Annotated in this window: 21 protein-coding genes and 1 tRNA gene; 7 read left to right on the forward strand and 15 right to left on the reverse strand. The window is 62.4% G+C overall.

From position 1 onward, the window contains the following. Positions 1 to 94: 94 nt before the first annotated feature. The 11 genes from PLANPX_RS09730 to PLANPX_RS09780 form a co-directional block, all read right to left on the reverse strand. Positions 95 to 559, reverse strand: coding sequence for a hypothetical protein (locus PLANPX_RS09730; RefSeq protein ID WP_152098545.1), 465 nt, complete (start codon positions 557 to 559; stop codon positions 95 to 97). 21 nt (positions 560 to 580) lie between these two features. Next, positions 581 to 2,299 (reverse strand): NADH-quinone oxidoreductase subunit N, encoded by a 1,719-nt coding sequence (locus PLANPX_RS09735; protein ID WP_152098546.1) that lies wholly within the window; start codon positions 2,297 to 2,299, stop codon positions 581 to 583. 76 nt (positions 2,300 to 2,375) lie between these two features. After that, positions 2,376 to 4,223, reverse strand: a complete 1,848-nt coding sequence (locus PLANPX_RS09740) for a complex I subunit 4 family protein (protein ID WP_232536352.1) — start codon at positions 4,221 to 4,223, stop codon at positions 2,376 to 2,378. Positions 4,224 to 4,281: 58 nt separating this feature from the next. Further along, entirely contained in the window at positions 4,282 to 6,789 is a 2,508-nt protein-coding gene (gene nuoL, locus PLANPX_RS09745; protein ID WP_152098547.1) for an NADH-quinone oxidoreductase subunit L, read from the reverse strand. Between the two features lie 15 nt (positions 6,790 to 6,804). Beyond that, positions 6,805 to 7,164 carry an NADH-quinone oxidoreductase subunit NuoK gene (nuoK, locus tag PLANPX_RS09750; protein ID WP_152098548.1) on the reverse strand — a complete coding sequence of 120 codons (360 nt, stop codon included), beginning with the start codon at positions 7,162 to 7,164 and terminating at the stop codon, positions 6,805 to 6,807. A 61-nt stretch (positions 7,165 to 7,225) separates the two neighbouring features. Continuing rightward, positions 7,226 to 7,822 (reverse strand): NADH-quinone oxidoreductase subunit J, encoded by a 597-nt coding sequence (locus PLANPX_RS09755; RefSeq protein ID WP_152098549.1) that lies wholly within the window; start codon positions 7,820 to 7,822, stop codon positions 7,226 to 7,228. Between the two features lie 2 nt (positions 7,823 to 7,824). Then, entirely contained in the window at positions 7,825 to 9,246 is a 1,422-nt protein-coding gene (nuoH, locus tag PLANPX_RS09760; protein ID WP_152098550.1) for an NADH-quinone oxidoreductase subunit NuoH, read from the reverse strand. Positions 9,247 to 9,547: 301 nt separating this feature from the next. Further along, complete coding sequence (locus PLANPX_RS09765; RefSeq protein ID WP_152098551.1) at positions 9,548 to 10,750, reverse strand: NADH-quinone oxidoreductase subunit D; 1,203 nt, start codon at positions 10,748 to 10,750, stop codon at positions 9,548 to 9,550. 57 nt (positions 10,751 to 10,807) lie between these two features. Further along, positions 10,808 to 11,329, reverse strand: coding sequence for an NADH-quinone oxidoreductase subunit C (locus PLANPX_RS09770; RefSeq protein ID WP_152098552.1), 522 nt, complete (start codon positions 11,327 to 11,329; stop codon positions 10,808 to 10,810). 123 nt (positions 11,330 to 11,452) lie between these two features. Next, positions 11,453 to 12,154 (reverse strand): NADH-quinone oxidoreductase subunit A, encoded by a 702-nt coding sequence (locus tag PLANPX_RS09775; RefSeq protein WP_152098553.1) that lies wholly within the window; start codon positions 12,152 to 12,154, stop codon positions 11,453 to 11,455. 109 nt (positions 12,155 to 12,263) lie between these two features. Beyond that, the gene (locus PLANPX_RS09780; RefSeq protein ID WP_152098554.1) at positions 12,264 to 12,812 is read right to left on the reverse strand and encodes a 4Fe-4S binding protein; all 549 of its coding nucleotides are present in this window, start codon (positions 12,810 to 12,812) and stop codon (positions 12,264 to 12,266) included. A gap of 950 nt (positions 12,813 to 13,762) precedes the next feature. On the opposite strand from PLANPX_RS09780, the gene csrA reads away from it, so the two are divergent. The 4 genes from csrA to PLANPX_RS09800 all read left to right on the forward strand — a co-directional run bounded on the left by csrA (position 13,763) and on the right by PLANPX_RS09800 (position 16,078). Next, positions 13,763 to 13,981, forward strand: a complete 219-nt coding sequence (gene csrA, locus PLANPX_RS09785; RefSeq protein WP_152098555.1) for a carbon storage regulator CsrA — start codon at positions 13,763 to 13,765, stop codon at positions 13,979 to 13,981. A gap of 305 nt (positions 13,982 to 14,286) precedes the next feature. After that, positions 14,287 to 14,358: transfer RNA gene (locus PLANPX_RS09790), tRNA-Glu, on the forward strand. 302 nt (positions 14,359 to 14,660) lie between these two features. Further along, positions 14,661 to 15,698 carry a ferrochelatase gene (locus tag PLANPX_RS09795; RefSeq protein WP_152098556.1) on the forward strand — a complete coding sequence of 346 codons (1,038 nt, stop codon included), beginning with the start codon at positions 14,661 to 14,663 and terminating at the stop codon, positions 15,696 to 15,698. An 86-nt stretch (positions 15,699 to 15,784) separates the two neighbouring features. Then, positions 15,785 to 16,078: a hypothetical protein gene (locus tag PLANPX_RS09800; RefSeq protein WP_152098557.1), complete on the forward strand. Its 294-nt coding sequence runs from the start codon at positions 15,785 to 15,787 to the stop codon at positions 16,076 to 16,078. A gap of 92 nt (positions 16,079 to 16,170) precedes the next feature. On the opposite strand, the gene PLANPX_RS09805 is transcribed toward PLANPX_RS09800, so the two are convergent. Further along, the gene (locus PLANPX_RS09805; RefSeq protein ID WP_152098558.1) at positions 16,171 to 16,824 is read right to left on the reverse strand and encodes an isochorismatase family protein; all 654 of its coding nucleotides are present in this window, start codon (positions 16,822 to 16,824) and stop codon (positions 16,171 to 16,173) included. Positions 16,825 to 17,038: 214 nt separating this feature from the next. On the opposite strand from PLANPX_RS09805, the gene hslV reads away from it, so the two are divergent. Next, positions 17,039 to 17,572: an ATP-dependent protease subunit HslV gene (gene hslV / locus PLANPX_RS09810; RefSeq protein WP_152098559.1), complete on the forward strand. Its 534-nt coding sequence runs from the start codon at positions 17,039 to 17,041 to the stop codon at positions 17,570 to 17,572. Further along, positions 17,569 to 18,930 (forward strand): ATP-dependent protease ATPase subunit HslU, encoded by a 1,362-nt coding sequence (gene hslU, locus PLANPX_RS09815; protein ID WP_232536353.1) that lies wholly within the window; start codon positions 17,569 to 17,571, stop codon positions 18,928 to 18,930. Before hslV ends, hslU begins: the two co-directional genes overlap by 4 nt. Positions 18,931 to 19,113: 183 nt before the next feature. On the opposite strand, the gene tsaE is transcribed toward hslU, so the two are convergent. Together tsaE and PLANPX_RS09825 are read right to left on the reverse strand one after the other, a co-directional pair. Continuing rightward, entirely contained in the window at positions 19,114 to 19,593 is a 480-nt protein-coding gene (tsaE, locus tag PLANPX_RS09820; RefSeq protein ID WP_198421870.1) for a tRNA (adenosine(37)-N6)-threonylcarbamoyltransferase complex ATPase subunit type 1 TsaE, read from the reverse strand. A gap of 42 nt (positions 19,594 to 19,635) precedes the next feature. Further along, complete coding sequence (locus PLANPX_RS09825; protein WP_152098561.1) at positions 19,636 to 20,562, reverse strand: thiamine-phosphate kinase; 927 nt, start codon at positions 20,560 to 20,562, stop codon at positions 19,636 to 19,638. Positions 20,563 to 20,722: 160 nt separating this feature from the next. Here PLANPX_RS09825 and PLANPX_RS09830 point away from each other — a divergent pair, with 160 nt between their 5' ends. Beyond that, positions 20,723 to 20,965 carry a carbon storage regulator gene (locus PLANPX_RS09830; RefSeq protein WP_232536354.1) on the forward strand — a complete coding sequence of 81 codons (243 nt, stop codon included), beginning with the start codon at positions 20,723 to 20,725 and terminating at the stop codon, positions 20,963 to 20,965. A gap of 24 nt (positions 20,966 to 20,989) precedes the next feature. On the opposite strand, the gene PLANPX_RS09835 is transcribed toward PLANPX_RS09830, so the two are convergent. After that, on the reverse strand, positions 20,990 to 22,021 hold the full coding sequence (locus PLANPX_RS09835) for a cell division protein FtsQ/DivIB (RefSeq protein WP_152098562.1): 1,032 nt from the start codon (positions 22,019 to 22,021) through the stop codon (positions 20,990 to 20,992). Positions 22,022 to 22,122 lie beyond the last annotated feature (101 nt).

Consider the following 22,122-nt stretch of genomic DNA (forward strand, 5'->3'; position numbering starts at 1 on the left):
GGTTCAGTGGGCAGTGGCGGGCGCGCAGCTGCGCGGGATGACTTAAGCGTAGCAAAAGAGAGGGGGGAAATCAGGATGCGGCGCTAAGCACGCTTCACTCTGAACCCTGAACCCCAACGCCTGAACCCTGCCGCGTAGTCGCGGCCAGGGCCGTTTCGCGGAGCGTGTCGAGATGCCCCTTCGACATGCCAAGGGCTTCTTCAGCCAACGAACGGGCGGCGGCGAATGATTGCAGGCGGTGCACTAACTGCTCGATCATCGCGACGTCCTGCTCCTGGTAGCGCACCGCCGTGAGGATCACGTAGTCGATGTCGAGGTCGTGCAGGTCGGTGAACTCCATCGGGAATTCGCCGGTGCGGGGCAGGGCGTCGGCGTCGATAATCATCCGGCTGATCCGCTCGGCCATGATGTCCTGATCGAGAGCGATCGCGTCGACCGCCTCGAGTTCTTGGCCGCGACCGGCGGGGACGTGCGGCCGGGCCCAGCGCATGTACTGCGGGAACGATCGGCAGTGGATCGCCAGCAGTCGGTTCAGCCAGTGGATAACGTCGGCTTTCATGCGTCGGACGGGCTCGCTGGTCTAGTGAAACAATCCGGAGGCGGCGCTCTGCGCCCAAGCGGCGACCGAGTTCGGCAACACGCCGTAGATCACGACCGGCAGCGTCATCGCCAGGACGAACGCCGATTGCAGGAAGCCGAGGGAAACAGGTCGAGTTGAGTCGGGCTCGCCGTCGATGCACATTGTCTTTGCGACTCGCAGGTAGTACACGAGCGACAACGCCGTGTTCGCCGCGGCGACGACCATCACGAACGTCAGGAGCGTGCTGTGCGATTCGAACAACGCTTGCAGCACCCGCAGCTTCGGCCAGAAGCCGGCGAGCGGCGGCAGGCCAACGAGGCTGAACAGAATCAGCGTGAACGCGACCGCAATCACCGGGCTGCGGTTGATCAGCCCCGCGTAATCTTTGATCTCCTCGCTCTGCATCGAGTTGCGGAGGAACGCGATGATCGAGAAGGCGCCAAGATTCATGAACAAGTAGATCGCCGCGTAGAGCATCAGCGCCGAAATCGCTTCGCTGGCGGCCGCTGTTCGGCCTTCGCCGAGCAAAGCGACCGCGGCGGCGACGGGCATCATCATGAACCCAGCGTGGGCGATCGTTGAATAGGCGAGCATCCGCTTGATGTTCCGCTGTCCGTAGGCGGCGAGGTTGCCGAACGTGCAGGTGACGATCGAGACGACGCCAATGAGCGTGATCAGGAAGCTGCGGACCGGGCCAAGCGGCGTCTCAGCGTCGGCCGCGCTCGTGCCCGGCTGGTTAGCGGTGGAGTGCTGAGCGACCAAACGAATCGGGGCCGCGGCGTGTTCTTGCTCGCTGGCGGCGACGTGAGGCGACGGTTCGCCCGGCTTCGCGGCGGTGGGGGATTCGTAGCTGAAGCCGACCGCCACGCGCACCAACAGCGCCAACGCGGCAGCCTTCGACGCGACCGACAGAAACGCGCCGACTTCCGCCGAGGCGCCTTCGAAGACGTCGGGGCACCAAAAGTGAAACGGCACGGCCGACAGTTTGAACGCCAGCCCGACGCCAACCATGAGTCCTGCCAGCGCGAGCACCATCACGGTGAGTTCGCGGTCGGCCATCCGCGTGGGCAGATCGAACTCGATCAACCGTTGCGTGAGCGTCGGGAAGTGTGCGGAGCCGAGCAGCCCTGCGACAAGGCTGGTGCCGTAGAGCATCACCCCGGCGGCGCCGGCGCCGTAGACGGCGTACTTCAGCGCGGCCTCGCTGCTACGGCGACGACCCTTCACAATGCCTGCCAAAACATAGGACGGCACGCTCGCCATTTCGACGCCAAGGAACATCGTCAGTAGATGGTTCGACGAAACCATAATGCACATGCCAATCGTCGCGCCGAAGACGAGCGAGAAATAGTCTTGACCATCCTCGCGGTCGGCGATGCCGGTGAGCTGCGACAGCACGACGAACAGCACGGCGAACGCCATCAGGAACAAGCGGAAGTAGGCTGTCATACCGTCGTAGACGAGCAGCCCGGTGAATAATTCCTCACGCTCAATCGCGTGGAACGTGCCGAGGCCGTCTGGCGGAATCGCGGCGACAAAGGCGGCCAAGGAACCGATGAAGGCGATGACGACCGGCGGAATCCGATCGAGCAACGGCAGGACGCGAGTCAGCAGCAACACGACGATCGTCACGCATAGCGCCAGCTCCGGTCCAAAACGAGGCAAACTCGTTTGGACCGTGTCGCTGATCAGGTTGTCGACGATCTCGTGTAAATTCACTGCGTAAGTCTCGCAGGCGATGGTTCGTTACAAGCCGTTGGCTTTGCCGGTGGACGGGCTTCTATGCGTGTGGTTTTTACGGCGCGACGGAAGCGACTTGCGGTTCTTCTTTGCCGAGCGACTTCCTCAGCGTTTCTTGCGTCTCGTCGAATCGTTCGGTCCAGTCGGCCAGTTGCTGCACCTGCTGGTCGACCGAGGGTTGCATGTAATCCAACAGTGCCTGCGGATACACGCCAAGGACGATGGCGAACACAGTCAGCGGCACGGCGATCGCGAACTCGCGCGGCAGCATCGGCGTCAGCGCCTCGCCATGCGGACCGCGATACTCGGCGCCGAGGTAGACGCGTTGGATCGCCCACAAGATATAGGCGGCGGTTAGAATCACCACCGCCGCCGAGATGACGGCGAGCAGTTGGCTGTATTTCCACACCGACAGGACGACGAAGACTTCGCCAATGAACCCGCACAAACCGGGGAGGCCGAGGCCAGCGAAGAAGATGACAATCGCAAAACCACTGTAGACCGGCATCCGCGCCATGATGCCGCCGAACTCGTTGAGATTGCGGTGATGAACGCGGTCGTAGAGGACGCCGACGCAGAAGAACATGCCGGCCGAGCTGATGCCGTGGGCGATCATTTGGAACATGGCGCCGTTGACGCCCATCTTCCAGTAATCGGCATTGTAGGTGAACGAACCGGGCGCCGTAGCGCTCCACATGCCGAGGCTCCAAACGCCGAGGCCGAGCACGACGTACCCCATATGGCTCACCGAGCTGTAGGCAACCATCCGCTTGAAGTCGTTCTGCGCGAGCGCGGCGAAGGCGCCCCACACCATGCTGACGACGCCAATCGAGCAAACGACGTACGCGAGGTCGTACCCAGCCGCGGGGCAGATGGGATAGCAGATGCGGATGATGCCATAGCCGCCCATCTTGAGCAGTACGCCGGCCAGGATCATTGAGATTGGCGTCGGGGCCTCGACATGCGCGTCGGGGAGCCAAGTATGCAGCGGCACGCTCGGCACCTTGATCGCGAAGCCGATGAACAGCAGCACGAACGCCCACCACTGGATGCTCTTGCCGAGCCACGCCTCGCGGAGGAACGGCGATTCCTCATGCTGGCCAATATGCTGCAGTGCGAGGATGTTGAACGTGTGGAGTTGCCGGCGTTTGGCGGGATCGGTTTCGGCGGTGATCTCTTTGAAGCGCTTCGCCAGCGCGTCTTCGCTCTCTTTCCACGCAGCGAACGCTCCCTCCGGCGTCGCACGCGGGCCGCTGACGTCGACCTTCACGACGCCGGCGCTCGCGAGTTGCTGCGGGTTGAGCAGCGTGAGGTCGCTATTGAAGTAGAGCATCAGGATCGCGATTAGCATCAGCACGCTGCCGACGAGCGTGTAGAGGAAGAACTTGATCGCGGCGTATTCCTTCCGCGGGCCGCCCCAGACGCCGATCAGGAAGTACATCGGCAGCAGCATCACTTCCCACAGGACGTAGAACAGGAAGAAGTCGAGCGCCATGAAGACGCCGATCATGCCTGTTTCAAGCAGCAGAAACAGAATGCAGAACGCCTTCACATGCTTGGTGATCGACCAACTGGCGACGAACGACAAGATGCTGAGGAATGTTGTGAGCACGACGAGCGGGAAGCTGATGCCGTCGAGCCCCATTAGGTATTGAATGCCGAACGAGGGAATCCAGGGCGCCGAGAACATGTCCTGCATGTTGGCGACGCTGCTTTTGAACTGCACGCCGCGGGCGTCGAAGAAGAGCCCCAACGACAGCATGAACGTCAGAATCGTCACCCCGAGCGTGAAATAGCGGGCCGCTTCCTCCTTGCCGCGCGGGAAGAACGCGAGCGCCAGGGCGCCCAGCGCCGGCAGGAAGACCATCAGGCTCAGGTAAATTATCGGGTCGCTCAGATTCATGATGACGAGACGATCCTTGGACTATCCGAGTTCATAAAAATGCGACGAACTGCTTCGATTAGCTGAACGCGAAAAACCTAACAACTGACGCTGTAACAAACATGAAAACGGTGCCGGTGACGATGAAAAACACATACTGCCGAAGATTTCCAGTCTGCAAGTTTCGCAGCAGCAGGCCGAAGTCCCACGTCCAGTTGGCAAGCGTGTTCACCGTACCGTCGACCAGCGTGCGGTCGAATACCGTCGAGAAAATCCCCGCCACGCCGCGGCACACCCACGCGCAACTGTGGAGGAACCAATCAATCACGCCGCGATCAAACAACGCGATCTGCTTTCCAATGAACAGGGCAGGGCGGATGAACAGGACGTTGTAAAGCTGGTCGAAGTACCACTTGTTCCACAGCAGCGTGTAGACCGGCTTGAAGGTTTGCTTAATTTCGTTCGGGTTGAGGTAACCCCAGAGGTAGACGACTGCCGCCCCGAAGACGCCGATCAGCGCGGAACCGAACGCCGCGAGGCCGGCCCGCAGCTTGATGTCCGGAGCATGGCTGAGGTGTTCGGCAGGAACGACGAGGTCGTCAATCAACATCCCCGAGCCGCCGGCGGCGGTGCCGACCGGCTGCGCTTGTTCCAGCACACGCGTCAAATTGAAGGCCGGCCAAGCGACCGCGATCGCGAACGTCGCCAGCAGGATCAGCGGCCACGTCATTACCCGCGGCGATTCGTGGGCATGATCGTACTTGTGGTGGTCGCGCGGGGCGCCGGTGAACGTCATGAACCAGAGCCGGAACATGTAAAACGCCGTCATCGAGGCGCCGAGCACCGCCATCACCAGGAAGATCCAGTAGCCGCCGCCGTTCGTTTGGGCATGGCTCCAGGCTTGCTCGATGATCGAATCTTTCGAGAAGTAACCGCTGAACCCGATCGGCGTGAGCGGCACGCCGGCGCCGATGATCGCGAGGCAGCCGATCAGCATCGTGTACGCCGTGATCGGCATCTTCTTGCGAAGTCCCCCCATCTCGGTCATGTCGTTCGTGTGGACGGCATGAATCACCGAGCCGGAGCACATGAACAGCAAGCTCTTGAAGAAGGCGTGCGTAATGAGATGGAACAGCCCCGCGATCCAGCCGCCGAGGCCGAGGGCGAGCATCATGTAACCGAGCTGGCTAACCGTCGAGTAAGCGAGCACCCGTTTGATGTCGGTGGCCGTGATCGCAATCGTTGCCGCGAGCGAGAGGGTGATGCAGCCGATGATCGCAATCACCAGGAGCGCTTCGGGACTGAATGCGGGATAAAACCGGCCGACGAGGTAGACGCCGGCCGCGACCATCGTCGCCGAGTGGACAAGCGCGGAAACGGGCGTGGGCCCTTCCATTGCATCGGGAAGCCACACGTGCAGCGGGAACTGAGCGCTCTTGCCGACGCAACCGCAGAAGATGCCGACGCCGGCGACCAACAGCAGCCAGTGGCCCGCTTTGCCCGCGGCGGCGTCTTCGGCCTCGATCGCAGGTTGTTGGCGGGTTTCTTCGGCAATCATGCTTGCCGGCGGGACGAGGCGGTAACCATTCTCGGCGGTGCGCAGTTGGCTGAAGATGCCGGGCTCGGCGATCGCGCCCGAGTCGGTTAGCAGCGTCTGCCCCTTAGCGTCTTGCTTGTCGCCAAACGCGAAGGTGCCGAGGCTCGCCCACAGCGCCATCATGCCGATCAGCATGCCAAAGTCGCCGACGCGATTGACGATGAACGCCTTATTCGCCGCCGTGCTCGCGCTGTGGCGTTCGAAGTAGAAACCGATCAGGAAGTAGGAGCAGATGCCCACCAGTTCCCAGAAGACGAACACCATCGCCACGTTGCCGGCGATGACGATTCCCAACATGCTGAAGCAGAAGAGCGACAGATATTGGAAGAAGCGGTGAAATCGGCCAGGCCGACTGAGATGATGGCCGTGGACAATCACTTCGTGGTCGTGGTACGGGTCGTGCAACTCGTCGTGCATGTAGCCGGTGGCGTAGATGTGCACGCACGAGGCGATGAGCGTCACCATGCAGAACATCGTCACCGTGAGGGCGTCGATGTAGTAGCCGATGGTCAGCTTTAAGTTGCCGAACTGGCCGAGCGCGTACCAATCGCCGAAGTAATACGTCGGCGGCGGATTCGCGGCGTGGCCCTCGGCCGCAGCGTGTTCGTCGGCGTGCGACTCTTCCTGCAGCGCGACCAGCTGGAACGGCGAGTCTGTCGCCGCATGTGACGCCAGCGGGGCTGGCTCGCCGATCATTGCCGAATCGTGGTGATGATCGGCGCCAGCGGGCGCGTCGTAATGATCGCCCTCTTCGTGGTGGTCGCCGTGATGCGCTACCGGCAGTTCGTGGTTCGGCAACCAGACGATGAACATCGCCGTGAAGCTGAGCAGGAACGCCGAGACGATCGCTCCCGACGCCACGTAGCCGGCCCACTTGCCGTGGGGGCCAAGCCGTTTGCCGATGAACAAAATCACCACGAACGACGCCAATGGCAATAGCCAGGCGGCGGCGAGCAGCTTCGGCAGCGCGGTAGCGGGGGTCAAATCCATCGCGATCCGTCGGCGTTAGCCTTGCAATTGATCGGCGCGGTCGACGTCGATCGAGTCGTGGTTGTTGTAAAAATTGAGTGCGATCGCCAGGGCCACCGCCGCTTCCGCCGCGGCGAGCACGATGACGAACAACGCAATCAACGGCGCGTCGAGCCCCAGGTCCGGCCCGCCGTTGTTGAGGTACTTGCTGCCAAAGGCGATGAAGTTGAGGTTGGCGCCGTTGAGCACCAGCTCAATCCCCATCAACACGCCGAGCGCGTTTCGCTTAGTCGCCATGCACATGGCGCCGCAGACAAACATCACCGCGCCGACCGTCATGTAGTGGGCCGGTCCCGGCGGTTCCGTCAGCAGATTGGCAAGCAGCGAAATCGTCATGGTTGGTCAGGAAAATCAGTTGATTGAAATCTTAGCGAGCGCTACCAGCGAGCCGACGGGTTTATCCCGTCGGTAATGGATTTGCCCGCCGTTTCGCGCGAGCCAAGTAGGCCGCCCCAATCAGCACCACCAGCAAATGAACCGATACAATTTCAAACGGAAACAAATATCCCGACCTTCCCGCTTGTTCGCTCGTGGGAGCGTCGATCTTATCGACCCGTGCGCCGAGCAGCCCCATGCCGATCGGCGTGGCGTTTGGCTCCGCCTGCAGCTTCTCGACGGCAGCCCGTTCGGGGCTGCGCCATTCGGGGACGCTGAACGCCGCCGCGGTGAGCAGGCTAAGCAGCGCTCCGCCGGCAATCATGCCAAGCACCCAATCGCCGGCGGGCGTCTTCATGTTCACGAATCGCTCCTGCGACGTGAGCATGACGCCGAAGATCAGCAGCACCAACGTGCCGCCGACGTAAATCAGTAGTTGCATGGCGCCGACGAATTCCTGGCCCGCCAAGAAGAACAGCCCGGCCGTCGCCGCGAGGGCGAGCACCAGGTAGAAGGCCATCCGCACGATGTTCGTCGAGAGCAGCACCGCGAGCGAGAAGGCGCACGCGAGCCCGCCGAAGATCAGAAAGAAGACCGAGGGCCAGTAGATTTGCTCCATCGCTAGTCCCTCCGTCCTTGGCTAGCGAAGTGCTGATTGTGCGTGTGGGAGGCGCTCTTGCTGTGGGAGGCGTCTCCGACGCCGATTCCGCGCTCTACTTCCAACCAATTCGGCCCCTCAAGCTGCTTCGGCGTCGGAGACGCCTCCCACAGCTCAGCTTCGCGACCTTCTCGCACGTCGACTACTGCAGGTCGCGCCGGCTCGACGCTCGCTGCTCGCGGCGCGTCCCAGCCTTCGTCGACCGCGAACATCGCCGCGGGAGCCGGCAGCAATCCGAAGAACGTCCGACCGGGCAGATTGTATTGCCACAGCACCGCGCCGAGGAACATCACCGCCGCGATCGGCGTGCAGTACTTCAGGCACGTCGCCATCACCTGGTCGATCCGCAACCGCGGCAACGTCCAGCGAATCCAGATCATCACGCAGACGCCAACGACGCCCTTCAGCAGCACGTTCGTTAACCCGATCAGGTTGCCGAGGTAGCCGGTGAGTTCGCCATTCTCATAAGTCAGGCCGAGGATCGACGCGATCGGGATCGGCCCGTTCCAGGCGCCGAGGAACAGCACCGAGGCCAAGATGCTCACCGACAGCATCGAGCCATACTCGGCCATGAAGAAGAAGCTCCACCGCAGTCCGGAGTATTCCGTGTGGAAGCCGGCCACGAGTTCGCTTTCAGCTTCGGCCAAGTCGAACGGCGCGCGATTGACGCTCGCCGTCGCACACGTGAAGTAGACCCAGAACGTGATGAACGTCGCCGGATCGTGGAAGATGAACCAGTTGGTGAAGAGTCCCGCCTGTTGGTTGCCGATGACGACCATGTCCATCGACCCGGCGATCAGCACCGGGACGACGGCGCACATGCCGAGCGGCACTTCGTAGCTCACCACCTGAGCCGCTTCGCGCATGGCGCCAAAGAGCGACCACTTCGACGCCGAACTGTACCCGGCGAGGATGACGCCGAAGACTTCGAGCCCCAGCACGGCGACGACGAAGAACACACCGGTGTTGAGGTGCTGCGCGATCCAGGGATAAGGACCGCCGGCGAACGGAATTGCAATGAACGCCGCGATCGACGCGGCGAAGCTGACATACGGCGCGATCTTGAACAGGAAGCCGTCCGCCCCATCGGGCATTAGGTCTTCTTTGGTGATCAGCTTCAGGCCGTCGGCGAGCGTTTGCAGCCAGCCGAACTTGCCGCCGACCCGGGTCGGACCGAGACGATCCTGAATGCGGCCGGAGATCTTGCGTTCCAGCCAGATGAACACCAGGGCGCCAACCGCCACTAGGTTCAGAATCAACACGATGTGAATCAGCGCAGCGACAACATAGCCAACAGCGCTGTCAGACGGGATCGACCAGCCGAGTCCCGACAACAGCCAACTGGACAGCAGCCAGTCGAGCAAGTTGTTGATTCCAGACGCCACAGCAAACTTCCGTGAGTTGTGAGCGAGCTAACGACCGCTCATGAAAAGTGGGTGCTTTGCCCGACTTTTGCTAACAATGACAAAGCACTCGGAACCCAAACCATCGATCCAGGCATGCCAGCGGAAGTTCGTGAAATATGGCACAATGCCGTGCAGGTGTATAGTCTCTTCGGCCTCCAAATCCGGAAACGACCTGAAGGAATTGTCAGTGGTCCGTCGTCAGTTGTCAGTTGCTAAAGGCTATTGGCAAACGCCCCTGCGACAGCAGCAACTGACCACGGACCACTGACAACTAACATTCCTACCGATCAATCTCACCCATCACGATGTCGAGCGAACCGACGATCGCCGGTACGTCGGCGATCAGGCAGTCGCGGCACAACTCACTCGCCACCGACAAGTTGCAGAAGCTGCTGCTCCGTGCGCGCGCTCGCCACGGGATCGCGTCGCCGCTGCTGACGATGTAAAAGCCCATCTGCCCGCGCGGAGCCTCGGTCTCTAAGTACGCTTCGCCTTTCGGCAGCTTCTGGTTGAGCTTCATCGGCTCGCCGTAGTTGCCGCTGGCCACGCTGTAGCGATCGATCGCTTGCCGCACGAGATCGATCGACTGCATCACCTCGAGCATCCGCACGTAGAACCGGTGCCAACAGTCGCCGAGGATCGCTTCGCGCGGCACGGCCGGGTAGTCGTGATCTTTCGGATAGTGGCCGTTCTTCTCGACGATTACCTCAAAGGCGTAGCCGTCGTACATGGCGGTGTAGATTTCTTCGCCGTCGCGGCGCAGATCATGATCGACGCCGCTGCCGCGGAGCACCGGCCCGCTTGTGCCGTAGTCGATCGCCGTCGCGGCCGACATCACGCCGATCGCCGCGGTCCGCTTGACGAAGATCGAGTTCGTCGTCAGCAGCGTGTGATACTCGACGATGATCGGCTCAAGCTGCGTGAGGAACGCCTCGCACTTTTGCAGCCAGCCATTGGGCAGATCAGCCGTGCAGCCGCCGACCGTGATGTAGCTATAGGTAAGCCGCGCGCCGCAGACCTCTTCGAATAGATCAAGAATCCGCTCCCGCTCGCGGAATGCATAGAGGAACGGACTAAACGTGCCGAGGTCGAGCCCGTACGCTCCCATGCCGACCAGATGGCTCGCGATTCGCCCCATCTCGGCGATGATCACCCGCAGATGCCGTCCCTTTTCCGGCGGCTCGTACTTCATCAACTTTTCGATCGCGAGCGCCCAGCCGAGATTCATGTTCATCCCGGCGAGGTAGTCCATACGGTCGGTGTACGGAATGAACTGCCGCGGCGTGAGGTTCTCGCCAATCTTCTCGGCGCACCGATGGAGATAGCCGAGATGCGGCGTCACTTCCGACACGATCTCGCCATCGGTGCGCAACACGAGCCGCAACACGCCATGGGTGCTCGGATGCTGCGGGCCCATATTGACCAGCATCTCGTCCGTGCGGACGTCGAATTCGATGGTGCGCGGGTCGTCGATTGTGGCCATGGAGTCGGGAGGTCAGAGGTCGGAGTTCAGAAAAAACTGTTCGCGTTGCGGTGCGAGCTACCTCCCGCGAATGCCGTGGTACTCGAGCGGCATCTCGTAATCTTTTCGCAGCGGATGGCCCACCCAATCTTCCGGGCAGAGGATCCGCCGCAGGTTCGGGTGGCCAATAAAGTGAATGCCGAGGAGGTCGTAGCATTCGCGTTCGTGCCAGTCGGCGGTGCGCCAGACGTGCGCTACCGAGTCAATTTCCGGCAAGTCGCCCGGCTCGTCGCCCTTCCACCGCGGCAGCATCACCTTCAGCACCAGGCTATGTTTGTGCTGCATGCTGAAGAGGTGGTAGACCACCTCCAGGTGCGGCTGCCATTCGCTCTTCGCCGCCTTCTTCTCGTCGGTATGGACGTAGTCGACGGCAGTGACGCTGTTGCAGTAGTCGAACGCCAGGCCCGGCTCGTCGCGCAAGTAGGTGCAGACGGCGACAATCGACTCGGGCGCCACTTCGATCCACGGATCGACGTTTTCTAAGTTGGCGCCCGTGATGGTCGCGCCGAACTTTTCTTTGAGCTGGTCTAGTAGGCTCATCGTGGCGTGTCCGTGGTCAGTAGTCCGTTGTCAGTTGCGAATGCGGGAACGCTGCCGTATCTCATTTGGGAAGTTGCCTTGGCGACAGCAGCCACTGGCCACTGACGACGGACAACTGACGCCCTAAGCAGACAAAATCGATCCCGCGGCCCGCCCGCGCTTTTGTTCCAATTCCAACGTCACCGGCACCCGTTCGACGACTTCGCCGGCATGGCTCCGCACCGAGCGGACCCAGTCCAGATCGCCGCGCCGCCAGACGTACGCGAAGCCGACCATCAGCACCGCGAAGAACACGCCGATATCCCACAGCGAGGCCCGCGCCATCTGGCGAGAAGTCGCCTCGACCGTCGCTTTCATCACCGAGCCGTTCGCCGCGCTGCCGCCAAGTTCACGCATTTCGGCCGGCGAGAGGGCGCCGATCGTCGCCTGCGACGGATTGCGGACGCCAAGTTCTCGCAGCCGTTCCGTCGCTTGCGGCGTCAGCTCTTCCGCGGAGCCCCGCTCCGGATCGAGGTCGGCCATCACGACGGGCATGTTAGGCGCCGTCAGTTGCGTTGCCTTGCCAAAGACCGTCGCCCAAGGAAAGAAGAAGGCCACTTCGACGTCGAAGATAATGAAGAGCAGGGCGACGACGTAGAACCGCAGGTCGAACTGCACGAAGCTCGAACCGATCGTCGGCTCGCCGCACTCGTAGACCTCAAGCTTCTCTTGATTCGGCAACCGCGGCCGCAAGAACCGGCCGAGCAGCAAGTTCACGAACAAAAACGCCACCGCCAGGCCCGCGAACAGGCCGAGGTAAGCGACGATGGCGATGGGCGTGGCCATTTTTTAGTTGTCCGTTGTCAGTGGCGAATGCGGGGGACGTCGTCTCTTCGTTGGGAAGTTGCACTTGCGACAGCAGCCACTGACCACTGGCGACGGACAGCTGACGCCCCTACTGATTCGGTCCCCCATGCACCGGCTCGACGATCACCTTCGACTGCGCGACCGCCGTCGGATTGATCGTGGCCCGGCCCCAGGCGACGTCGAGCGGCAGCCGGGCGAAGTCGACGATGCATCCATCGCGGCTGTAGCAACTCAGGTCGTGGCTCGCCCCCATGAAAATGCAATCGACGGGGCAGGGCTCGACGCACAACGCGCAGAACATGCACTTGCTGTAGTCGATCGCGTAACCCGTGATCTTAAAGCCCTTGCTCCCTTGAGCACGCTCCTTGCCGATGTAGATGCAATCGACGGGGCAGGCCTTCGCGCACTGATCGCACGCGATGCAGGTCGTGAGATCGAACCGATGAAAGCCGCGGTAGCGCGCGGCGACTGGCACGGGGAGTTCGGGATACTCGAAATGTTCGGTGAACGTCTTGCGATCGGGGCGATACGTCTTGATCCACGTTCGCAACGTTACCCACATCCCGGCGCCAACTGTGGCGACAGCTTCGACGATATTCCCCAACCAGGGAAAGACTCGCTTGAGCCAGGCAATCATGGGCGAACTTCACCTTCGTCCCGATGGGGGCGGCAGAACCATTTCAGCCGCGGCCGTCAGGGAGTTCATCCGATCGTAGGTCTCGCGCCATAAACGAGTGCGATGCCGCATCCGATGCAACAAGGCCGAAGCGCAAGCCAAAGCAGTGGGGTCGATTATAGAGATGTCGACCCGCGCTGCAACTGTTCGCTTGATTGAATGAATGCGAATCGAGAAATAGTCAGCGCCCGCGCAGGCCTGATGCGCTGGTCGCATGGGCTCCGCTCGATTGAATGAAAAAGCGAATGCGCGTCGCCCTCAGTAAGAATTAAGTCAACGCAATGCAGCGTCCCAATGAAGGGACTCTGTGGTGAAAATCGCTCGAAGCTGTTCGCGCCGATTCAAGCAGGGAGCGAGAGAGCGGGGGGAGCCCACAATGAGGTTCGAGGCGGAGCGCGAATACTGCAGGGTTACGCCCACCCAACGCCAATTCGACCGGTGGACACTAACAGCCAGCCCTCGTCGGCTGATTCGGGCGGGTCGGCCCGTGTCAGAATCGCGGCAACGCTAGCGATGCGCTCTCGATTTGGGGCCTGGTGAGTGCTTGGGTCATTGGGTAGGGCACGTGGGCCGAATTTTCAGGTTCCGGTTGCGACGTAAGTCCCTAAAAAATAAAGGTTTACGTTTGAGTTTAGCGTCGCCTGGTCGGACGGCCAGACGCCAATCCGAACCACCGCCCCTGTTTCCTCACCCGCAAAACTCCACCTACCCCGCAAAAAATGGGCCGGCGGGCTGTCATCATTTCTTGACTAGCCCCAATCACCACGTAGAGTGGAACGAGGGGAATGGCCTCCATTCCCCGCCGAGGGCGCCCTAATTGGCCGTGCAAAAGGGGTTAGGATCGCTCACGGCAACGGCATGAAGGCAGCTACTTTGGAGGGCCGCCGGGCCAACCCGCGAAGGAATCGATCATGTTAGTTCTCTCACGCAAGAAGAACGAAAGTATTGTCATCAACGATGACATTACGATCGTCGTGGTGGAAATCCGCGGCGACAAGGTTCGCTTGGGAGTGGAAGCTCCCAAGGAAGTCCCCGTTCATCGCAACGAAGTTTACGAAGCCATTCGTCGCAACCAGCAGCAAGGCGCCGATGGCGAGGCCCATGAAGCCGACGCCAACGCCGCCGAGTAAATGTGGTCGCTCGTCCGCTTCATGTCCACGCCCCTAATTGGGGGGCGTGAACCGCTTTTGCCATTTGAGTTCGCGCCGCACCCGCGAACCCCATTCTGAGTCGGCTGCAGCTTTTCTTGGCCGACCGAAGTCGTTTTCGACTTCCCGTATTTCGGCGATTTTGCCGTAGTTTTCGGCTCTCGCCGCTCTCGGCCCTTGACGATTTGCGTTGTGCCCGCACAATGCGAGTTTCGTCGCCGAATGGTCGATAAGACTAGCTCAGCACGAATCGCAGGGTAGTCGCTCGCCGACTGCTTTCCGCGTCCGGCCCCATCGTCTAGCGGTTAGGACACCGGCCTTTCACGCCGGTAACACGGGTTCGATTCCCGTTGGGGTCACTGAGGTCCAGAGTGCGCACCAGCGTGCTCTGGGCCTCTTTGCGTTTGATGGCGAAACGCAGCGGTGAGTTCGTAGAATTGAACCGCCAAGGACGCCAAGGACGCCAAGGACGCCAAGGACGCCAAGGTAGAATGGGGAGAGCCTTGCTCGTTCGAATCTCAACCAAACAAGAGCACTGGTTGGAATAGTTCTACAGATCCGACGATAAGCCTCTCAGAAGTTTCACTCTGACTTTCTATGCCTTCCGAATTTCCTTGGCGTCCTTGGCGTCCTTGGCGGTTCAGTTTTTTCAGCACCAGCCATGGCCCCCGCATACGACGCCATCCTGATCGTCTCCTTCGGCGGCCCTGAGGGCCCCGACGAGGTGCTGCCGTTTCTCGAAAATGTCCTCCGCGGCAAGCCGGTGCCGCGCGAGCGGATGCTCGAGGTCGCTGAGCACTACCAACACTTCGGCGGCGTCAGCCCGATCAACGAGCAGAACCGCCAGTTGATTGCAGCCCTGCAGGCGGAACTCGACGAGCACGGTCCGCATTTGCCGATCTACTGGGGCAATCGCAACTGGCATCCGCTGCTCCCCGAAACGCTCGCTGAGATGGGCCGCGACGGCGTCAAGCACGCCCTGGCGTTCTTCACGAGTTCGTTCAGCTCGTACTCCGGCTGCCGGCAGTACCGCGAGAACATCGCCGCTGCCCAAGCCGAGGTTGGCCCCACGGCGCCGCAGGTCGACAAGCTACGCGTCTTCTACAACCATCCCGGCTTCATCGAGCCGATGGTCGAGTCGCTTGCCGCGTGCGTCGCGAAGATCCCCGCCGACCGCCGCGCTGCAGCGAAGGTGCTGTTCACCGCCCACAGCATCCCCATGTCGATGGCGGAGAACTGCCGCTACGAAGTTCAACTCGCTGAGGCCTGTCGGTTGGTCGCCGAAGGCGCCGGCCTCGCGCCTGCACAGTGGGAACTCGTCTACCAAAGCCGCAGCGGCTCGCCCCATGTGCCGTGGCTGGAGCCGGACGTTTGCGACCGGATCAACGCGCTGCACGCCGCCGGCGAGCTTCGCGACTTGGTCCTGGTCCCCATCGGCTTCATCTCCGACCACATGGAAGTGCTGTTCGACCTTGATACCGAGGCCCGCGAGCTTTGTGACGAGCTAGGCGTCCCCATGCAGCGGGCGGCGACGGTGGGCGTTCACCCCCGGTTTATCCAGATGATCCGCGAGCTCATTGTCGAACGAATCGACGCTAGCCCCGATCGACCCGCCCTGGGGTCGCTTGGCGCCAGTCATGACGTTTGTCCGGCCAACTGCTGCCTCTACTCCCCACAACGCCCCGCTTCGGGGGGCTGATAATGGCCACCCCCCAGGGGTAGAATTTGGGGATGGGCAAAACCTGCCCGGCACGAATCAACTGACACCCTTTTCGGAGTCGAACGATGAAGTTCACCTACACATTCGCCTTGGCCGCCGCCCTCGCCGGTCTCGCTGGCTGCAGCGACAACACGAAGACGCAAACTGACGAAGCGATCAAGGAATCGACCGAAGCTGCGAAGGCCGCCGCTGAAGACGTGAAGGCTGCCGGCGAAAAGGCCGTTGCCGAAACGAAGGCTGCCGCCGACGCCGCCGTCGATGCGACCAAGGAAGCCGCTGCTGGCGCCGCCGACGCCGCCAAAGATGCCGCTGACGCCGCGAAGGACGCCGCCGACAAGGCTGCTGAAGCGGTGAAGTAGCGAGTGCTGCTTGGCACGTGCTAAAGCAACAACAAAGCTGGGGCGTCACGGGACGCTCCAGCTTTTATTTTGCGCGAATGCCGCTGCAGCGATCAGCGCTTCGCATGAAACCCGACAATCGGCGCATCGCCCGGAGGCAACTCTTTCGCCAGCGCGCTGATCTGCTTGAATTCCGGCGTCCCCGCCCGCTCGCACCATTCGAACAGCGCCGCTTCGGTGGTCGTGATCGTCACGCCGGCCGACTCCATCCGCCGCAGCGCGACGTCGCGATCAATGCGGGCCCGCGTCCCCGTCGCGTCGGCCGCCACATAAACCTGATAGCCAGCCGACAGCAGATCGAACGCCGTTTGCGCGACGCAAACATGCGTTTCGATGCCGCAGAGCAAAACTCGCTCGACTTGCTCCGCCCGCCACTGGGCGAATAACTCGCCGCACGCGCCGGCGCTAAACGCGAGTTTTGAGTGAGCCGGCGCCGCGATCCGCTCCGCCAGCGACGGCTCGGTCGGACCGAGCTTTTCCGGATACTGCTCCGTCACCGCCGTGCGCACGCTGAGGATGTTGGCGCCATCGAGCAGCCGCCGGCAGTTCCAGACAATCCGCGGCCCCTCATGGACGACGTTGAGCAATCGCTCCTGGGCGTCGATCAGCAATAGCGCCGTATCGCTCGGCCGCATTAGGTCGATGCTCCGCGGCAACGGGGCAGGGGAGTGGCTAACGTGGTTCGTAGATGGTTGCGAGTCGCTCATCCCCAAAACATACCAAGGTAAAGAACGAACCGCCAAGGACGCCAAGGACGCCAAGAGCGCCAAGAAGAAATACATTCTTCCCGTATTTCCTTGGCGCACTTGGCGTCCTTGGCGGTGAATGCATTCCGCATGCATCTCTCAAGTCCTTCCCCCCTCCGCCATCCGCCCTCACAATAAAGCGTTCCCACCTTCCCACGCACGCCGCGGTCCTGCCATGAAATTCCGCTCCACCACGATTCTCACCGTTCGCCACAATGGCCAGGTCGCCATGGGGGGCGACGGCCAGGTGACGATGGGCCAGACGGTCGTCAAAAGCGACGCCGTGAAAATCCGCCGGCTGATGGATGGCCAAGTCATCGTCGGCTTCGCCGGCGCCGCGGCCGATGCCTTTGCACTGATGGAACGCCTCGAAGCGAAGCTGAAGGATTACCCCGCCAACGTTCCCCGCGCGGCGACGGAACTGGCGAAGGAGTGGCGGATGGATCGCGCGCTCCGCCGGCTTGAGGCGCTCGTCGCTGTGGTCGACGCGAAGAACACGCTGCTCCTCTCCGGCACCGGCGACGTCATCCAACCGAGCGACGGTATTCTCGGCATTGGCTCCGGCGGGAACTATGCCCTCTCCGCCGCGCGGGCGCTCGTGAACCACACCAACCTCTCGGCCGCCGAGATCGTTCGCCACTCGCTCGACATCGCCGGCGAGATTTGCGTCTACTCCAACCGCAACATCGTGATCGAAGAAATCAAGTGAAGACTCTCACTCCCCGCGAAATTACTCCGCGCGAAATCGTTGCCGAGCTCGATCGCCACATCGTCGGCCAAGGCGCCGCCAAACGGGCCGTCGCGATCGCGCTCCGCAATCGCTGGCGGCGGCAGCAACTGGAAGACGACCTCCGCAAAGAGGTGGCGCCGAAGAACATTCTTATGATCGGCCCCACCGGCGTCGGCAAAACCGAAATCGCCCGCCGCTTGGCCCGCCTCACCGGCTCGCCGTTCATCAAGGTTGAAGCGTCGAAGTACACCGAGGTTGGCTACTACGGCCGCGACGTCGAGAGCATGGTCCGCGAACTGATCGAGAACGCCATCGGTCTCGTTCGCGAGACCGAGCGCGCCGGCGTCGAGGAAGAAGCCAAGCGCCGCGTCACCGAACGGCTGCTCGATTTGCTCGCCCCTGCGCCGACGACGATCGACATCGGCTCCGATCAGCCCGACGACCCGCACCGCTACGAACGGACCCGCGAGAAGATGCGGGCGATGCTGCTGGGCGGCGAACTCGAAAGCCGCCAGGTCGAGATCAAGATCGAGCAGAAAACCCAAGCCATGGTCCTCCCCGGCATGGGCGGCCCCGGCAACGACCACATGGACGTCGACTTCCAGGGGATGCTCGAGAAGATCATGCCGAAGAACGTCGTCCGTCGCACGCTCACCGTCGCCGAAGCCCGCCGCGTGTTGTTCGAGCAGGAGAGCGAGGCGCTGATCGACAAAGAGAAGGTCAACGCGAAGGCGGTGGAACTTGCCGAGCAGACTGGCATGATCTTCATCGACGAGATCGACAAGATCGTCGCCAGCGAAGGTGGCCGCGGCGCCGACGTTTCCCGTCAAGGCGTCCAGCGCGACCTGCTGCCGATCGTCGAAGGGACGACCGTGCAGACTCGCTATGGCTACATCAAGACCGACCACATCTTGTTCATCGCCGCGGGGGCGTTCCACACGGTGAAGCCGTCCGACTTGATGCCGGAACTACAGGGACGGTTCCCGATTCGCGTGGAACTCGACGACCTCACGCGGGAAGATTTCGTGCGGATCCTCTCCGAGCCGCGCAACTCGCTCACCCGCCAGTACACGGCGCTGATGAAGACCGAAGGGGTCGAGGTCGTTTTCACCGACGACGCGGTCGCGGCGCTTGCCGACTACGCCCACCGCGTGAACCAGTCGACGCAAAACATCGGCGCCCGCCGCTTGCACACGATCATGGAGCGGTTGCTTGAGGAGCTTTCGTTCGAAGCCCCCGAGATGCACATGGGCCGCGTCGAGATCAACGCCGCCTACGTCCGCGACCGCTTGGACGAAATCGCCCAAGACGAAGACTTAAGCAAGTTCATCCTGTAGCCGTAGCTGCGGGTCAACGACCCGCCGGAACGGTGATAAAACGGACTCGAAGAGTTTTAATTCGAGGGGTTGTGGCTCCCTCCCCCTGGAGGGGAGGGCTGGGGAGGGGGGATGAAGCTGGTACCAGCAACCACCACCCCTCCCTAACCCTCCCCCTCAAGGGGAGGGGACCAGAGGATTCAGTTAGCGAAGCTCTTGCGCGATCGCCTCAACCATCGCCGCAATCCCCGCCCCGCGTCCCGCCCCGCGTCCCGCCAGCGTAAACCGCCGCTCCGTCTCTCCCGTCGCCTCGCAGCGAATCTCCAAATACTCCCGCGGCAAGCAGCGCTCGACGCGATCGGCCCACTCAACGAACGTCACCCCGTTCGATTCGAAATATTCATCCGGCCCCAGCTCGATGAACTCATCGTCGTCGCGCAACCGGTAGGCGTCGAAGTGATAAATCGGCAGCCGGCCCTGGTATTCGTTCACGAGCACGAACGTCGGACTCGTCGCCTCATCCCGCGGCACGCCATGGGCCGCCGCAAACGCCTGCACGAGCCGCGTCTTCCCGGCGCCAAGCGTCCCGATGAGCGCCACCGCCGTCCCGCCAGGAAGGGCATCAGCCAGGGCCGCACCCAGTCGCTCCGTATCCGCTTCGCTCTTCGCAACAAATTCAAACATGTTCATCTCACAAAGTAGCCGCGGGCCAACGAGCCGCAGTCGCTAGTGGCGAAATCCGCTCGCTTCGAGCGAAGTCAATACGCCGTTCGTGTCGCGTCGCCACAAACCCGGCTCCGCGACGCACTCGCCGATGATCGTCACTGGCACATCGAGCGGCTGCTCGCGCACCATCTGCTCCGCCACGTCTAGCGCCGCGGTGAACAACAACTCAAAATCTTCCCCGTCGCCGAGGGCATGTTCAAGCGGTGAGCGGCCATCGCGTTCGGCAAGCCGTCGGGCGTCGTCGCTCACCGGAATCGTTTCGAGCCGCAGCGCCACCCCGCAACCGCTCGCGGCGGCGAGTCGCGACGCATCGAGCGCCAGTCCGTCGCTGATATCCATCCCCGCACTCAGCTGGTAACGCTCGTTAAGCAGCAGCGCCTCGCGCACCCGCGGCTCGACGCTGAGGTGCCGCCCCAAAATGCTTCCGCCGAGGGCGCCGGTAACGAGCACCGCATCGCCCGCCTTGGCCCCGCTTCGCCTCAACGGCCCCCGTTCGGTCGTCCGCCCAAACGCCGTCACCGAAATCGCCAGCGGCCCGTCCCATGAGTTCGTATCGCCGCCGGCGATGGCCACGCCGAACCGCTCCGCCAGCGGCAACATCCCGTGGTAGAGCTCGACCGCAAGTCCCTTGGCGTCGAACCCCGCGCCGCCATTTCGCGGCAACACAAGCGACACTACCGCCGCCACGGGCTCCGCTGCCATCGCCGCGAGGTCGCTCAGGTTCACGCCGAGCGCCTTGTGCCCCACGAGTCGCGGGTCTGTCTCCGCCAGAAGAAAATCGACCTGATCGGTGATCGCGTCGGTGGTCACCACAAGTTCGCCGTCGCGGGGCCAACGCAGCACGGCGGCGTCGTCCCCGATCCCGATCCGCAGCAGCGGGTGGGAGGGAAGATTGTCGCTCAGCCAGCGAACTAGCTCGAGTTCCACGCTGTCCTCAGAAAGTAAATTGTCGCCGCCTAAACTGCGTTCATTGCCTAGTATCACAAGCTTGGCATTGCAGGAATAGGCGGATTGTGCGGTCCAAACGCTTGCAAACCCCTGCCGGCGCCACTACCGTTAGTTCCATGCGGCGGCCCGTAGGCCGGCCTTGCTAGCCCCCACGCCGGGCGAGATGGAGATCCCCAACGTGCTGGTAGTCTCTCGAAAAATCGGCGAACGCATTCTCATTGGCGACAAGATCGCCATCACCGTGGTGAAAGTCTCGGGTGGAGCGGTGCGCCTCGGCGTCGAAGCCCCCGCCGAACTCGCCGTCATGCGCGAAGAGCTCGCGATCGAAATCGAAGAGTCGCAGAAGGCGGCGCTCGACGAAACCGAAATCTTCGGCAAGTAGCCGCGGGTTGTCGACACGCGGCTGCTACTTCACCACGTCGTCTTCCGGCTTCTTGACGATCCGCTCGGACGGTTTCTTCACCATCCGCGGGCCGACTTGCAGTTCTCCGCGCACGTTGATCGTGCCAGGTGATTCAAGGGAGTCGAGCGGTCCGTATTTTTTAATGCACTCCTGCAGACGCTCAAGCTTCACAGCGAACGAGTCCTCGCCCGGCAGTTTGGCGCGCGGCGCCGGCCCCCATTGAATCCGCGTGCCGTGGCGCGACACGAGTTCATAGACGAAGTACTGGTTGGAGCCGGAGACCTCCGGCCGCGTCGACGGCGTGATCTCTTGCAGATGAAGTTGCTCCCACAGATGTCCGAGCATCGCGGCGATTTCCACGGCGCCGGAAACGCGCGGATCCTCCCAGGCCTGGCCGACTGGCGGCTGACCGACAATTCCCGTCACGCGCGGCAAGTGCTCGCGGCGAATCAGCGGCACCTCTTCCGCCGGCAGCAGCACGCCCATAATGTCGGCCGGCAGCAGCTTCCGCGAGTCGCCATCGGGAGATTCGATCACCGCCACTGGCTTGCGATAGGTGACCTCCAGAAACACGCCGGCCGGCACTCGCTTCTCGACGCGATCGACCGAGCGGATCCAAGGATGCATCGCGAACGGCTGCTTCACCGACTCCGCGAACCCGGGGTCGAGAATTGACAGCCGGCGATCGAGGCCGGCAGTTTCCACCACCTGCGTGCGAACGTCGGAGACGATCCACTCCGGCGGATCAGTCACGGTGATCCGATCCGCGGGAACGAGGTACCCCTCGCGAGCAGCGATCGTCGGCGCCGCGATGCGCCACGCCGACTTCGCCCCCCATGCCATGAGTCCGACGACGCCAATCGCCACGGCCGCTTTGAACCGCCGCCGCGTCAGCGCGTCGGCAATCGCCGGCCGCAGTCCGCCGGAGACCTCCTCGTCGAGCAACTCCTCCTCGGCCACGGCCTTCGACCGCTTCGATTTCCCCGTCGCGGGGGCGGCTGCTTCATCCGACGCCTTTGAACTCTTGCGAGCCATCACTCACCGCCGTGTGTGCCGAATGTTCCCCTCCCTCGCAGGGAGGGGCCAGGGGAGGGATTCCCGACGCGTGCTGTCCTAGTTGGAACGAGAACCCGCCG

Origin of the sequence: Lacipirellula parvula (assembly GCF_009177095.1) — a bacterium.
In the GTDB taxonomy this organism is placed as follows: Bacteria; Planctomycetota; Planctomycetia; order Pirellulales; family Lacipirellulaceae; genus Lacipirellula; species Lacipirellula parvula.